The 13,643-nt window shown below is 70.1% G+C and carries 13 protein-coding genes; 7 read left to right on the top strand and 6 right to left on the bottom strand.

Annotation, left to right across the window (positions count from 1 at the left end; all coding sequences use genetic code 11):
* Nucleotides 1-25 precede the first annotated feature (25 nt).
* Entirely contained in the window at nucleotides 26-1,204 is a 1,179-nt protein-coding gene (locus AB0I69_RS13025) for a low temperature requirement protein A (RefSeq protein WP_363095682.1), read from the top strand.
* On the opposite strand, the gene AB0I69_RS13020 is transcribed toward AB0I69_RS13025, so the two are convergent.
* The 4 genes from AB0I69_RS13020 to AB0I69_RS13005 form a co-directional block, all read right to left on the bottom strand.
* The gene (locus tag AB0I69_RS13020; protein WP_363095681.1) at nucleotides 1,183-1,860 is read right to left on the bottom strand and encodes a GntR family transcriptional regulator; all 678 of its coding nucleotides are present in this window, start codon (nucleotides 1,858-1,860) and stop codon (nucleotides 1,183-1,185) included. The two genes, AB0I69_RS13025 and AB0I69_RS13020, sit on opposite strands and share 22 nt — an antisense overlap.
* 169 nt (nucleotides 1,861-2,029) lie before the next feature.
* Nucleotides 2,030-2,968: a beta-ketoacyl-ACP synthase III gene (locus AB0I69_RS13015; protein ID WP_359609628.1), complete on the bottom strand. Its 939-nt coding sequence runs from the start codon at nucleotides 2,966-2,968 to the stop codon at nucleotides 2,030-2,032.
* Nucleotides 2,969-3,117: 149 nt separating this feature from the next.
* A complete protein-coding gene (locus AB0I69_RS13010) occupies nucleotides 3,118-3,252 on the bottom strand; it encodes a hypothetical protein (protein ID WP_019073074.1) in 135 nt (44 codons plus the stop codon).
* A complete protein-coding gene (locus tag AB0I69_RS13005; protein WP_363095680.1) occupies nucleotides 3,221-4,558 on the bottom strand; it encodes an OFA family MFS transporter in 1,338 nt (445 codons plus the stop codon). Before AB0I69_RS13005 ends, AB0I69_RS13010 begins: the two co-directional genes overlap by 32 nt.
* 261 nt (nucleotides 4,559-4,819) lie before the next feature.
* Between AB0I69_RS13005 and AB0I69_RS13000 the strand changes: the two genes are divergently transcribed.
* From AB0I69_RS13000 to fdhD, 5 genes are read left to right on the top strand one after another with little or no spacing between them, the layout of a single operon-like run.
* Nucleotides 4,820-5,791: a 2-dehydropantoate 2-reductase gene (locus tag AB0I69_RS13000; RefSeq protein WP_363095679.1), complete on the top strand. Its 972-nt coding sequence runs from the start codon at nucleotides 4,820-4,822 to the stop codon at nucleotides 5,789-5,791.
* 10 nt (nucleotides 5,792-5,801) lie between these two features.
* Nucleotides 5,802-7,730, top strand: a complete 1,929-nt coding sequence (locus AB0I69_RS12995; RefSeq protein WP_363095678.1) for a molybdopterin-dependent oxidoreductase — start codon at nucleotides 5,802-5,804, stop codon at nucleotides 7,728-7,730.
* Between the two features lie 5 nt (nucleotides 7,731-7,735).
* Nucleotides 7,736-9,559 carry an NADH-ubiquinone oxidoreductase-F iron-sulfur binding region domain-containing protein gene (locus tag AB0I69_RS12990; RefSeq protein WP_363095677.1) on the top strand — a complete coding sequence of 608 codons (1,824 nt, stop codon included), beginning with the start codon at nucleotides 7,736-7,738 and terminating at the stop codon, nucleotides 9,557-9,559.
* Entirely contained in the window at nucleotides 9,556-10,416 is an 861-nt protein-coding gene (locus AB0I69_RS12985) for a 2Fe-2S iron-sulfur cluster-binding protein (protein WP_363095676.1), read from the top strand. The genes AB0I69_RS12990 and AB0I69_RS12985 overlap by 4 nt, the downstream gene beginning before the upstream one ends.
* A gap of 7 nt (nucleotides 10,417-10,423) precedes the next feature.
* Nucleotides 10,424-11,272 (top strand): formate dehydrogenase accessory sulfurtransferase FdhD, encoded by an 849-nt coding sequence (gene fdhD / locus AB0I69_RS12980; RefSeq protein ID WP_363095675.1) that lies wholly within the window; start codon nucleotides 10,424-10,426, stop codon nucleotides 11,270-11,272.
* Nucleotides 11,273-11,384: 112 nt separating this feature from the next.
* On the opposite strand, the gene AB0I69_RS12975 is transcribed toward fdhD, so the two are convergent.
* Complete coding sequence (locus tag AB0I69_RS12975; protein WP_363095674.1) at nucleotides 11,385-12,194, bottom strand: LysR substrate-binding domain-containing protein; 810 nt, start codon at nucleotides 12,192-12,194, stop codon at nucleotides 11,385-11,387.
* A gap of 138 nt (nucleotides 12,195-12,332) precedes the next feature.
* On the opposite strand from AB0I69_RS12975, the gene AB0I69_RS12970 reads away from it, so the two are divergent.
* Nucleotides 12,333-13,052 carry an SDR family oxidoreductase gene (locus AB0I69_RS12970; protein ID WP_363095673.1) on the top strand — a complete coding sequence of 240 codons (720 nt, stop codon included), beginning with the start codon at nucleotides 12,333-12,335 and terminating at the stop codon, nucleotides 13,050-13,052.
* A gap of 30 nt (nucleotides 13,053-13,082) precedes the next feature.
* Here the strand turns inward: AB0I69_RS12970 and AB0I69_RS12965 are convergent, their stop codons facing one another.
* Nucleotides 13,083-13,631 carry an isochorismatase family protein gene (locus AB0I69_RS12965; protein WP_363095672.1) on the bottom strand — a complete coding sequence of 183 codons (549 nt, stop codon included), beginning with the start codon at nucleotides 13,629-13,631 and terminating at the stop codon, nucleotides 13,083-13,085.
* Between the last annotated feature and the right edge of the window lie 12 nt (nucleotides 13,632-13,643).

Raw genomic sequence — 13,643 nt, 5'->3', positions numbered from 1 at the left:
CGGACAGGGGCACCGGGGGAACCACATGAACACCGCACCCGAAGACGAGCCCGGCCGCAGAGTCACCACGCTGGAGCTCTTCTTCGACCTCGTCTTCGTCTTCACCATCACCCAACTCACCGTGCTGCTCGCCGCCGACCTGTCGTTCGCGACGGCGGGCCGCGTCGCGTTGATCTTCATCGTGCTGTTCTGGATGTACGGCGCCTACGCGTACCTCACCAACCAGGTCCCGCCCGACCGGCCTTCACGGCGACTCCTGCTGATGCTGGGCATGGGCGCGTTCCTGGTGTGCGCGCTGGCGATCCCACGGGTCTTCGACGACACGGGAGTTGTGTTCGGGCTCGGCTATCTACTGGTCGTGGTCGTGCACACCGCGCTGTACACGCGCAGCCACGGCTGGGACTCCATCTGGTACGGCGTCCCGAACGCGCTCGCCGCCCTGTCCGTCACCGCCGCCGGACTGGTCAACGGCCTTGCGGTGGACGGCTTGTGGCTGCTCGCGCTGGTGGTGCAGTTCGTGACGCCGTACGTGGCCGAGTACGGGCCCGGCCGCCGGGACGGACGCCCGGCGGCTGCCCTGCGGGTCCAGCTCGGCACCCTGGATCCGGCGCACTTCGTGGAGCGGCACGGGCTGTTGCTGATCATCGCGTTCGGCGAGTCCGTCATCTCGATCGGCATCGGGATCGGCGACCGGGCGCTCACACCGGGCCTGTTCGTGGGCGCGTTCCTCACGCTGGCACTGGCGATCGCCTTGTGGTGGACGTACTTCGTGCGGGACGAGGAGCTGGCCGAGGCGGCGTTCCGGGCGACCCCGGCGCCGCGCCGCTTCCGGCTGGCGATGAACGCGTACTACTACGCCTTCCTGCCCATGCTGCTGGGCATCGCCTACCTCGCCGCGGGTTTGAAGAAGACCCTCGGGCATCTCACCGAACACCTCACCGCGGGCCCGGCGTTGGCGCTGGCCGGCGGTGTCGCGTTGTTCCTCGCGGGGGATGTGGCGTTCCGGGCGGCGATGCGGTTGTTCCCCGTGCGCTTCCGCGCCGGCGCGGCACCCCTGGCCCTGGCCACGGCGCTGCTCGGCATCCACCTGTCCGCCGTCGTCGAACTCCTCGCCCTGGTGGGCGTGTTGGTCGCGATGCTGGCGGTCGAGAACCGGTGGTGCGCCAACAGCCCTGCGAAGGCTCAGGACTTCGCGCGCTCGTGATACGACCGCCGGGTGTGCTCGGTGTGTTCACGCATCAGCAGGCTGGCGCGCAGCTCGTCGCGGGCCGCGATCGCGTCGATCAGGGCGCGGTGCTCGATCCAGGACCTCACCCCGCGCTGACGGGCCACCGGTGTGTAGTACCAGCGGACCCGGCGGTCGACCTGCGCGGCGAGTTCGGCGAGGACCGCGTTGCCGGCGAGCTCCATGACCTTCGTGTGGAAGCGGGCGTTCATGGCGACGGCGGCGTCCACGTCGTCCGCGTCGACGGCGCGCTCGCCCTCCGCGCACAGCTCTTCCAGGACGGCGATGCCCGCCTTGCCCGCGTTGACGGCGGCGAGCCGGGCGGCTTCGGCCTCCAACAGCGTGCGTACGGTGAGGAGTTGGTCGGCCTCCTCCTCCGTCGGCTCGTGCACGAACGCGCCCTGAGCGGGCCGTAGATCGACCCAGCCCTCGGTGTTGAGCCGCTGCAGCGCCTCCCGCACCGGCTGCCGGGACACCCCGAGGTGCCCGGCGAGTTCGCTCTCGACGAGATGCTGACCGGGCTGCAGGGCGCGCGTGGTGATGAGTTCGAGCAGCGCCTCGTAGACGCGGTCGCGCAGCGGGCCCGGTCGTTCGAGCTTGGGCACCGACCCCTGCGGCAGTCCTTGCGACAACATCGCGGTCCCCCTCCTGGGCAGCATCGGCATTTTGTAGACCGTAGCCGTACAACCAAGTATCGATTGTCTATCGTCTACAGTCTACGGCGCACGGTAGCCAGGGGGTTCGGGAGTCGCCCTCGTCACAACCGAAGGCGCGCCCGAAGATGTATCCGAGTGTCCGCGCAGGTCACGGGCACCGGACGACCTGGCCGGCGTAGGACAGGTTCCCGCCGAAGCCGAACAGCAGGACGGGGTCGCCGGTGCGGACGGCACCCTGTTCGACGAGTTTCGAGAACGCGAGCGGGATGCTGGCGGCCGAGGTGTTGCCCGAATGGACGACGTCGCGGGCGACGACCGCGTTGACGGCGCCGATCTTCTCGGCGAGGGGCTCGATGATGCGCAGGTTCGCCTGGTGGAGGACGACGCCGGCGAGGTCGGCGGGGGTCAGGCCCGCCTTCTCGCAGGCCTTGCGGGCGATGGGCGGGAGCTGGGTGGTGGCCCAGCGGTAGACGCTCTGGCCCTCCTGGGCGAACCGCGGGGGCGTGCCCTCGATCCGTACCGCGTGCCCCATCTCGGGCACGGAGCCCCACAGGACCGGTCCAATGCCGGGTTCGTCGGCGGCCTCGACCACGGCGGCGCCCGCTCCGTCGCCGACGAGGACACAGGTCGTACGGTCGGTCCAGTCGGTGACCTCGGACATCTTGTCGGCGCCGATGACCAGGGCCCGGGTGGCCGCGCCCGCACGGACGGCGTGGTCGGCGGTGGCCAGGGCGTGGGTGAAACCGGCGCACACGACGTTGACGTCCATGGCGGCGGGCGACGGGATGCCGAGGCGGGCGGCGACGCGGGCGGCCATGTTCGGGGAGCGGTCGATGGCCGTGGAGGTGGCGACCAGGACCAGGTCGATGTCCCCGGGCGTCAGGCCCGCGGCGGCGAGGGCCTTGGCAGCTGCGTGGGCGGCCAGCTCGTCGACGGGTTCGTCGGGCCCGGCGATGTGGCGGGTCTTGATGCCCACCCGAGAGGTGATCCACTCGTGACTCGTGTCGACCATGCCCGCCAGGTCCTCATTGGTGAGTACCTTGGCGGGCTGGTAGTGGCCGACGGCGGCGATCCGCGTGCCGTTCATGGGTGGTCCCCCTCGTTGCCTTGGGTAGCGGGATCCACCAGTCTTGCCAGTGACTCGCGGGTACGACGGCAGGTGATGCCACAGGAAACAACCGTCCGGGTTGTCGGCTTCTGTCATCCATCCTGTGATTGACGGTGTCGCCCGAACATTCAGCCGGTGAACAGCTGCTTCGCCTTGAGGATCAGTTCGTACAGGCCGTACACGAGCGGTGCGCCCACCCAGAGCCAGGCGAAGGCGATGAGCGGCCGTCGGTCAGGCGGACTCTGACTGCTGTCGTTCGACATCGGCGGCCTCCCTCGGGGCGGGAATGTGGTGGCGGGCGTCGACGGGCCGGACGAGTTCGTTGGCGACGAAGCCGATGACGAGCAGCCCGATCATGATGATGAAGGACGTGTCGTAGAGGGACGCGCCGTGTTTGCCGGCGGCCTTCTGGTGGTCGGCGATCCAGTTCACGATCAGCGGTCCGAGGACACCGGCCAGGGACCAGGCGGTGAGCAGCCGGCCGTGGATCGCGCCGACCTGGTAGGTCCCGAAGAGGTCCTTGAGGTAGGCGGGCACGGTCGCGAAGCCGCCGCCGTAGAAGGAGAGGATCACCAGCGCGCACAGGATGAACAGTGGCTTCGAGGAGTCGCCGAACAGGGCGATGAGCGCGTACATGACCGCGCCGACGCCGAGGTAGACGCGGTAGATGTTCTTGCGTCCGATCAGGTCGGAGGTCGAGGACCAGCCGATACGGCCCGCCATGTTGGCCGCGGAGAGCAGTGCGACGAAACCGGCGGCGGCCGACACCGTGACGGGCGTGGAGGTCCCCGCGAAGAAGTCCGTGATCATCGGGGCGGCCTTCTCCAGGATGCCGATGCCCGCGGTCACGTTCATGCACAGGACGACCCACAGGCACCAGAACTGCGGGGTGCGCACGGCGCTGTTGGCCGAGACCTGTACGCCGGAGAGGACGCTGGGCGCGTTCGCTGTGTCCTTGAGGTCCTCCGTGCGCGGCACCCGCACGAGCAGCACGCCGAGCGTCATGAATACCGCATACGAAAGACCGAGTACGAGGAACGACTGGGCGATGCCGGTGTTGTCGGAGCCGAACGACTTCAGCATCTGCGCGGTCCACGGGGAGGCGATGAGCGCGCCGCCGCCGAAGCCCATGATGGCGATGCCGGTGGCCATGCCGGGCCGGTCCGGGAACCACTTGATGAGGGTCGAGACGGGTGAGATGTAGCCGATGCCGAGGCCGATCCCGCCGACGAAGCCGTAGCCGAGGACGATCAGCCAGAACTGCTTCGTCTCCGCACCCAGCGCGGAGATCAGGAAGCCGGAGGAGAAGCAGATCAGGGCGACGGTCATCGCCCAGCGCGGTCCGTTGCGTTCGACGAGGGTGCCGCCGAACGCGGCCGACAGGCCGAGCATGACGATCGCGAGCTGGAAGGGCAGCGCGCTCTGCGTGCCGCTGAGGTTCAGTGAGGATTCGAGCGGCGGCTTGAAGACACTCCAGGCGTAGGCCTGGCCGATGGAGAGATGCACCGAGAGGGCGGCGGGCGGAACCAGCCAGCGGCTCCACGCCGGGGGTGCGACTGGGGGACTCATGATCCCGGACGGTAGGGAGTGGCAAGGGAGTTGAGAAGGCGGCGCGTCGACCGTATGCGATGAGCGGTATGCAGACTGCGCCGAACGGTCGCTGACGGAACGGTGGTTGCCGGAACGGTCGCTGTCCGAACCCTTGCCGCCCCCGACTCCATACTGTAGACAATATTTCGTCGACACTGTTCTCCACTGCTCGGCGCCGTCCGCACTGGCCGGACGGCAGCCACCTCCGCGGTACTCCCTCGACCGAACGGAGAGTCTCCAGTGAAAGTCGCAGTCCTCGGCGCCGGCGCGATCGGCGCCTATGTCGGCGCCTCGCTCCACCGTGCGGGCGCCGATGTGCACCTCGTCGCCCGTGGACCGCATCTCGCGGCCATGAGGCGGCACGGTGTCCAAGTACTCAGCCCGCGCGGCGACTTCACCGCCCGCGCCCATGCCACCGACGACCCGGCCGAGATCGGCCCGGTCGACTTCGTCCTCCTCGGCCTCAAAGCCAACTCGTACGCCGCGTGCGGGCCGCTGATCGAGCCCCTGCTGCACGACACCACGGCGGTCGTGGCCGCCCAGAACGGCATCCCCTGGTGGTACTTCCACGCACACGGCGGCCCCTACGACGGGCAGCGCATCGAGAGCGTGGACCCTGACGGCGCGGTCAGTGCGGTGCTCGCGCCCGAGCGGGCCGTCGGATGTGTCGTCTACGCGGCAACCGAGCTTGCGGGACCGGGAGTTGTCCGCCATCTCGAAGGCACCCGGTTCTCGATCGGAGAGCCCGACCGCAGCGTCTCGGCGCGCTGTCTGGCGCTGAGCGAGGCCATGCAGGCGGGCGGGTTGAAGTGCCCGGTCGAGCCGGATCTGCGCAACGACATCTGGCTCAAGCTGCTCGGCAACATCTCGTTCAACCCGATCAGTGCGCTGGCCCGCGCCACCATGCGGCAGATGTGTCTGCACGGCGGCACCCGCAAGGTCATCGAGATCATGATGACCGAGACGCTCTCCGTCGCCGAGGCCCTGGGCTGCGAGGTCGGCGTCTCCATCGAGCGGCGGCTCGCGGGCGCCGAGCGCGTCGGCGACCACCGCACCTCGACGCTCCAGGACCTGGAGCGCGGCAAGCCGCTCGAACTCGACGTACTCCTCGCGGCCGTCGTCGAGTTGGCGGAGATCACCGGCGTGGAGGTGCCCACTTTGCGCACCGTGCACGCCATCTCGGACCTGCTCGCGCTGAGGAGCGCGGCATGAGGAGTCCCGTATGAGGAAACGCGAACGACGCGAACGGAAGACCTACCCCCGGCTCACCCACCCCCTCGTCCGGGACTCCCGCAACGAGCCCTTCCGCCAGGCCACTTGGGAGGAGGCCCTGGACCGCGCCGCCCAGGGCCTGGCGGCGGCGCGCGGCGCGTTCGGCATGTTCTCCTGCGCCCGTGCCACCAACGAGATGAACTACGTGGCGCAGAAGTTCGCCCGGGTCGTCATGGGCACCAACAACGTCGACTCCTGCAACCGCACGTGTCACGCCCCGAGCGTGGCGGGTCTGTCGGCCGCGTTCGGTTCGGGCGGCGGGACGTCGTCGTACGAGGAGATCGAGCACACGGACGTCATCGTGATGTGGGGCTCCAACGCCCGTTTCGCGCACCCGATCTTCTTCCAGCACGTGTTGAAGGGCATACACAACGGCGGTCGGCTGTATGCGGTCGACCCGCGTCGTACGTCGACCGCCGAGTGGGCGGAGAGCTGGCTCGGGCTCAATGTGGGCACGGACATCCCGATGGCGCACGCGATCGGCCGGGAGATCATCCGCGCGGGGCTCGTCAACGAGGCGTTCGTCGAGCGGGCGACCTCGGGGTTCGAGGAGTACCGGGCGCTCGTCGAGCCGTGGACGCTGTCCCTCGCGGAGAAGGTGACGGGTGTACCGGCCGCCGCCATAAGGGAGTTGGCGCACTCCTACGCGCGCGCCGAGCGGGCCCAGCTGTGCTGGACGCTCGGCATCACCGAGCACCACAACGGCACGGACAACGTGCGCGCGCTCATCAACCTGTCGCTGCTCACCGGCCATGTGGGCCGCTACGCCAGCGGGTTGCAGCCGCTGCGCGGCCAGAACAACGTGCAGGGCGGCGGCGACATGGGCGCGATCCCCAACCGCCTGCCCGGCTTCCAGGACATCCTCGACCCGGACGCACGGCTCAAGTTCGAGTCGGCCTGGGACACCGCCATCCAGCCCCACTACGGCCTGAACCTCACCGAGATGTTCGAGGCGATGGAGGAGGGCACGCTCAAGGCGGTCTACTGCATCGGCGAGAACCCGGCGCAGTCGGAGGCGGACAGCGAGCAGGCCGTACGACGGTTGGCGGCCCTCGACTTCCTTGTCGTCCAGGACATCTTCCTCACGAAGACTGCCGAGTTGGCGGACGTCGTCCTGCCCGCCACCGCCGGCTGGGCGGAGACCGAGGGGACAACGACCAACAGCGAGCGGCGAGTTCAGCGGGTACGGCGGGCGGTCACGCCGCCCGGTGAGGCCCGCGAGGACATCGACATCATCTGCGCGCTGGCCGACCGGCTCGGGCACGACTGGAAGTACGCCGACTCGGAGGCCGTGTGGAACGAACTGCGGTCGCTGTCACCGGATCACCACGGGATGACGTACGCGCGCCTGGAGGAGCACCAGGGCATCCAGTGGCCGTGCCCGAGCACCGACGAACTCGAACCGACCTATCTGCACGGCAGGTTGTGGGAGACGGACCCGGCGCGACGCGGTGTGCGGGCGCCGTTCGGGCTCGTCCAGCACGATCCGCCCGTCGACCTCACGGACGAGGAGTATCCGATCCGGCTGACGACCGGGCGGCGGCTGGACTCGTACAACACCGGTGTGCAGAGCGGGAGTTTCGCCTCTCCGCTCAGGCGCGGCGAGTTCATCGAGCTGTGTCCGGAGGACGCGGAGCGGTACGGGGTCGTGGTCGGCGAGGAGGTGCGGGTGTCCTCGCGGCGCGGGGCGGTGGTGGCGCCGGTGTGGGTGGACACGGCGTTGCGGCCCGGGCTCGCCTTCATGACCATGCACTTTCCCGACGAGGTGGACACCAACCAGCTGACGATCGAGGCGAATTGCCCGATCGCGGGGACGGCGGAGTTCAAGGCCTCGGCGATCCGCATCGAGAAGCTTCCGGTCGCGACCTACGTGAGGTGACGCAAGTGGACCTGCACTTCGGCGACAGCAAACCGACGGACGAGGAACGGGCCGCCGTGGACGCCCTGTTGGGCCCTCCGGAGTCCTCGTGGGAGGGCGCGGACCGTTCCGACGCCGATCTGAGGTGGGCGCGCGGCGGGCGTGCAGCGCGGGACCGTCGTGATCTGCTGTTGCCGGGGCTGCACGCGATCAACGACCGGGTCGGCTGGATCAGCGAGGGCGCCCTCGCGTATCTGTGCCGACGCCTCACGGTCCCACCGGCGGAGGCGTACGGGGTCGCCACCTTCTACGCCATGTTCTCGGTGACACCCCGCCCGGCGACCGTGCTGCACGTGTGTACGGACCTCGCGTGCACGGCCGCAGGCGCAGCTCGCCTTCAAGCGGGGGTCGAGTCCCGGCTGGGGCCCGGCAGCGGGGTCGCCGTCGAGCGGAGCCCCTGCCTGGGCCTGTGCGAACGGGCTCCGGCCGCGCTCGCGGTCAGGTCCGGCGATCCGGTGCGTACGGCGGTGTCGGCACCGGCGACGGTGGAGGCGGCCGTCCTCGCGGCGACCGCGCCCGACTCGGCGCCGGAGGAACCGGCCGCGGTGAGCGCCGTACCGCAGGCGGGCGACCCTGCGCTGGTCCTGCTGCGCCGGGTCGGCGTCGTCGATCCGGCCTCGCTGGACGACTACCGCGCGCACGGCGGTTACACGGCCCTGCGCCGGGCGTTCGAGCTCGGTCCCGCCGGGGTCATCCGTGAGGTGACCGACTCCGGCCTGGTCGGGCGTGGTGGCGCCGCCTTCCCCACCGGCCGCAAATGGCAGGCCGCGGCGTCCCAGCCCGACCGTCCGCACTATCTGGTGTGCAATGCCGACGAATCCGAGCCGGGCACCTTCAAGGACCGGGTGGTCATGGAGGGCGACCCGTACGCGCTGGTCGAGGCGATGACGGTGGCGGCGTATGCAGTCGGCGCACACCGGGGCTTTCTGTATGCACGTGGCGAGTATCCGAGAGCCGTACATCGTATGCAGCATGCCGTCGACCAGGCGCGCGCACGCGGGCTCCTCGGCGACGACGTCCTCGGCCAGGGGTATGCCTTCGACATCGAGATCCGGCGCGGCGCGGGCGCGTACATCTGCGGTGAGGAGACGGCCCTCTTCAACTCCATCGAGGGGTATCGGGGCGAGCCGCGCTCAAAGCCTCCCTTCCCTGTGGAGAAGGGACTGTTCGGCAAGCCGACGGTCGAGAACAACGTGGAGACGCTCGTCAACGTGCTGCCGATCCTGACGATGGGCGCGCCCGCGTACGCGGCGATCGGCACCGGCAGGTCCACCGGGCCCAAGCTGTTCTGCGTGTCGGGGAGTGTGGACCGGCCGGGCGTCTACGAACTGCCGTTCGGCGCCACGCTCGGCGAACTGCTGCAACTGGCAGGCGTACGGGGGCGGTTGCGGGCGGTGCTGCTCGGCGGGGCGGCGGGGGGTTTCGTACGGCCCGACGAACTGGACATCCCGCTCACCTTCGAAGGCACCCGGGAGGCGGGCACGACGCTCGGTTCGGGGGTCGTGATGGCCTTCGACGACACCGTGCCGTTGCCCCGACTCCTGTTGCGGATCGCCGAGTTCTTCCGGGACGAGTCGTGCGGGCAGTGCGTACCGTGCCGGGTCGGGACCGTACGGCAGGACGAGGCGCTGCACCGGATCGCGGAGCGCACCGGCGCCGCTGCCGCCGACGACATCGCCCTGCTGAGAGAGGTCGGGCGGGCGATGCGGGACGCCTCGATCTGCGGTCTGGGGCAGACCGCGTGGAACGCCGTGGAATCCGCCATCGACCGGCTGGGAGCGTACGAATGACCGCGATACCGCTGGGGATTCCGCGTCGGATGCTGGAGTTCACGATCGACGGGGAGCCCGTCCGGGCACCCGAGGGTTCGACGGTCCTGGACGCCTGCCGGGCCGCCGGGAAGGACGTGCCGACGCTCTGCCAGGGCGACACGCTCGCCCCGAAGAACGCCTGCCGGGTGTGCGTGGTGGAGGTCGAGGGGTCCAGGACCCTCGTGCCGGCCTGTTCTCGCAGGGCCGAGCCCGGCATGGAGGTGCGGACCGACACGGAGCGGGCCCGGCACAGCCGCAAGATCGTCCTCGAACTCCTCGCCTCCTCGGTCGACTTGTCGACGACACCGAGGGCCGCCGAGTGGATCAAGGAGTACGGGGCGGAGCCGGACCGTTTCGGCCCGGACGCGGCCCGGCTCGGCGAGGAGCCGAGGGTCGACAACGACCTGTATGTGCGCGACTACGACAAGTGCATCCTCTGCTACAAGTGCGTGGACGCGTGCGGCGACCAGTGGCAGAACACCTTCGCGATCTCCGTCGTGGGGCGTGGTTTCGACGCGCGGATCGCGGTGGAGCACGACGCGCCGCTGACCGACTCGGCGTGCGTGTACTGCGGGAACTGCGTCGAGGTGTGCCCGACCGGGGCCCTGTCCTTCAAGTCCGAGTTCGACATGCGGGCGGCAGGTACCTGGAACGAGTCGGAGCAGACCGAGACGACCACCGTGTGCGCGTACTGCGGAGTGGGCTGCAACCTCACGCTGCACGTGCAGGACAATGAGATCGTGAAGGTCACCTCTCCGCACGACAACCCGGTGACCCACGGCAACCTCTGCATCAAGGGCCGTTTCGGCTACCAGCACGTACAGAACCGGGGCTGATCAGGACATGGGACGAGTCACGGAACGACGCAAGGTGATCCGGATCCGGGACGGCGTGGTCTCCAGCCGCCCGGACACACTCGTCGCCGAGGAACCCCTGGAGATCCAACTCAACGGCAAGCCGCTCGCGATCACCATGCGCACACCGGGCGACGACTTCGCGCTCGCGGCCGGGTTCCTGGTCAGCGAGGGTGTACTGGCTAACGCATACGATCTGCAGAACATCGTGTACTGCGCGGGGGCGACTGTAGACGGCTCGAACTCGTACAACGTGGTGGACGTACGGACCGCCCCGGACGTGGTGATGCCCGACATCACGCTGGAGCGGAACGTGTACACGACGTCCTCGTGCGGTCTGTGCGGCAAGGCGAGCCTGGACGCGGTCCGTACGACGGCGCGCTGGCCCATCGCCGACACTCCCCCGGTCCGTGTCGAGCCCTCGCTGCTCGCGAGCCTCCCCGACCGGCTGCGCGCGGCCCAGCGGGTCTTCGACCGGACCGGGGGTCTGCACGCGGCGGCCCTGTTCAGCGAGGAGGGCGAGCTGCTGGACGTACGGGAGGACGTGGGCCGGCACAACGCGGTCGACAAGCTGGTCGGCCGCGCCCTGCAGAACGGGGACCTGCCCCTGTCGCGGGTGATCCTGCTGGTCTCTGGCCGGGCCTCCTTCGAGCTGGCGCAGAAGGCCGTGATGGCGGGCATCCCGCTGCTGGCGGCGGTGTCGGCGCCCTCGTCGCTGGCCGTGGACCTGGCGCTGGAGACGGGCCTGACCCTGGTGGGTTTCCTGCGGGGCAGCAACATGAACGTGTACGCGGGCGAGGACCGTATCGCCCTGCGGGCCGCGGCCGCCCAGGGCTGAGATCCGCGCCCCGCGTCACGGCGGCGGGGCCCCGGCCGGCGGGGAGCGCCCCCTGCGCCGCAGGGGCCCCGCCTCAGCCTTGCCCGGTCCCGGCGAGCACCGTGTCCCCGGGTCAGCCCTGTGCGGTCTCCACGAAGGCCGTGATCAGGGGTGAGCGGCGGGCCGCCTCCCAGGCGAGGATCACCTGGTCGGGTTCGGCGTCGGTCACGGGGACGTAGGTGATGCCGGGGCGGGAGTACTGCTCGGCGACGGAGACGGGGACGAGGGTGATGCCCGCGCCGGAAGCCACGGCCTCGAACTTCTCCTCGATGCTGCGGATCGGCACGTCGTCGGGACCGGGATCGGCGTACCGCAGCCAGGCCTCGCCGTCGAGGTCGGCCAGCACGAGGTCCTGCTTGCCGGCGAGGCGGTGGTCGGCGGGGAGCATGGCGACCCGGGTCTCGGTGAAGAGCGGGAGCAGTGTGAGGCCCTGTTCGCGGATCGGGCGGCGCAGGTAGGCGAGGTCGACGGTGCCGTCGAGGATCAGCTGTTCCTGGTCGTCCCATTCGACCCGGCGGGCCCTGACCTCGATGTCGGGGTGGGCGGCGCCGTAGGCGCGCAGGGCGTGGGTGATCACGACGCCCGCGCGGAAGCCGACGACGAGGCGGTGCGGCCCCCGCGCGGACCGCTGCACCCTACGGCGTGTCGCATGCGCCGAGGCGAGCAACGTGCGCCCGTCGTCGAGGAGTTGCCGCCCTGCCGCCGTCAACGTCACGCCGTGGCTGTCACGTTCGAAGAGCGTGGCGTCCAAGTCCTTTTCCAGGGCCCGGATCTGACGGCTCAGCACCGGCTGTGCGATGTGCAGCTGCTCGGCCGCGCGGCCGAAGTGCAGCAGTTCGGCCACCGCCACGAAGTAGCGGACCTTCCGCAGGTCGAGGTCCATCGGTGCCGCCCTTCCGTACGCCTTCGGCGATGCCTTCAGGGTATCGCCACCAACGAAAGAGGTCTTGGACGGCGGGGCGGTGGCGGCCACAGGCTGGATGACGTCACAACAACGCGCGCAACCCGAAAGGTGCAGGACATGGGACTGCGAGGACAGCGGATCGTCGTCATCGGCGGTACGGCGGGAATCGGGCTCGCGGTCGCGGAGGCGGCCGCGCGGGAGGGCGCCCGGGTGGTGGTCGCCTCACGCCGGCAGGAGAGCGTGGACACGGCCCTGAAGCAACTCCCGGAGGACGCCGAGGGCCACGTACTGGACGCGGGCGACGAGGAGGCGGTGCGGGACTTCTTCGCGGGGCTCGGCGGCTACGACCATCTGGTGTACACGGCCGGTGAGGCGCTGCTGATGGAGAGCCTCGCCGAGTCCGACCTCGGGCGGGCCCGCGCCTTCCTGGACACCCGGCTGTGGGGTGCCTACACGGCCGTGAAGTACGGCGCCGCGTCGATCCGGGAGGGTGGTTCCGTGGTCCTGACCACGGGCACCGCCGGTCGCAGGCCGCTGCCCGGCACTTCCGTCGCCGCCGCGCTGTGCGGGGCGATGGAGTCGCTGACCCGGGCACTGGCGCTGGAGCTGGCCCCGCTGCGGGTCAACGTGGTCGCGCCCGGTGTGGTCCGCACCGAGTTGTGGCGGGAGTTGGGCGACGAGCACCGGGACGGGCTGTTCGAGTCCGTCGCCGGGTCGCTGCCGGTCGGCCGGATCGGCGAGCCGGAGGACATCGCCGAGGCGTATCTGTATCTGATGCGCGGTGGCTACAGCACCGGTTCGACGGTGGTCGTGGACGGCGGCACGGTCCTCGTCTGACCGCTCCACCGCCCGCGCCGGCCACCCGTCTCAGTCACCCGGCGCGAAGCGCACCTCCGCCGCCGTCACCACCGATCCCAGCCGCGGGAAGTCGAGTTTGACCGACGCCTGGTGCTCGGCCGCGGTGAGCGCGCTCATCGCGTCCTCGACGAAGACGAGTTCGTGCCCGAGGTCGCCGGCGGCACGCGCGGTGGACTCCACGCCGAGGTTGGTGGCGATCCCGCCGAACACCAGGGTGTTGACGCCCCGTTCACGCAGCCGCTCCTCAAGTCCCGTGCTCTGGAAGCCCCCGATCGTCCGCTTCACGATCTCCAAGTCCCCTTCCCGCAACAGCCCGTCGGCGAGTCCACTGCCGGCGGGCTGCTCGGCGATGCCGGGACGTTCGACCCGGATCAGCACGACGAGCGCACCGGCGGAACGGAACACGGATGCCAACTCCCCGGCCACGGCGATGACTTCGGTGCCCTTGTACGGTTCGAGCGGCAGCGCGACGATGCGGTCCATCAGGTCGACGAGGACCAGGGCGGTGCGCTCGGGGTCGAGGGCGAGCCGGGGTTCGGCAGTCTGCGGTGGGGTCATGACGGAACGTTA

The organism is Streptomyces sp. NPDC050508, from assembly GCF_040655155.1.
GTDB lineage: Bacteria > Actinomycetota > Actinomycetes > Streptomycetales > Streptomycetaceae > Streptomyces.
Note: the sequence above shows the minus strand (reverse complement) of the source record. Positions and strands in the feature narration are given on the sequence as shown.

Bases quoted from the DNA above. Each gene is read 5' to 3' on its own strand.
- AB0I69_RS13010 (WP_019073074.1), bottom strand. From the start codon at position 3,252: ATGTCGAACGACAGCAGTCAGAGTCCGCCTGACCGACGGCCGCTCATC.
- fdhD (WP_363095675.1), top strand. From the start codon at position 10,424: ATGGGACGAGTCACGGAACGACGCAAGGTGATCCGGATCCGGGACGGC.
- AB0I69_RS12975 (WP_363095674.1), bottom strand. From the start codon at position 12,194: ATGGACCTCGACCTGCGGAAGGTCCGCTACTTCGTGGCGGTGGCCGAA.
- AB0I69_RS13005 (WP_363095680.1), bottom strand. From the start codon at position 4,558: ATGAGTCCCCCAGTCGCACCCCCGGCGTGGAGCCGCTGGCTGGTTCCG.
- AB0I69_RS12985 (WP_363095676.1), top strand. From the start codon at position 9,556: ATGACCGCGATACCGCTGGGGATTCCGCGTCGGATGCTGGAGTTCACG.
- AB0I69_RS12970 (WP_363095673.1), top strand. From the start codon at position 12,333: ATGGGACTGCGAGGACAGCGGATCGTCGTCATCGGCGGTACGGCGGGA.
- AB0I69_RS13015 (WP_359609628.1), bottom strand. From the start codon at position 2,968: ATGAACGGCACGCGGATCGCCGCCGTCGGCCACTACCAGCCCGCCAAG.
- AB0I69_RS12995 (WP_363095678.1), top strand. From the start codon at position 5,802: ATGAGGAAACGCGAACGACGCGAACGGAAGACCTACCCCCGGCTCACC.
- AB0I69_RS12965 (WP_363095672.1), bottom strand. From the start codon at position 13,631: ATGACCCCACCGCAGACTGCCGAACCCCGGCTCGCCCTCGACCCCGAG.
- AB0I69_RS13025 (WP_363095682.1), top strand. From the start codon at position 26: ATGAACACCGCACCCGAAGACGAGCCCGGCCGCAGAGTCACCACGCTG.
- AB0I69_RS13020 (WP_363095681.1), bottom strand. From the start codon at position 1,860: ATGTTGTCGCAAGGACTGCCGCAGGGGTCGGTGCCCAAGCTCGAACGA.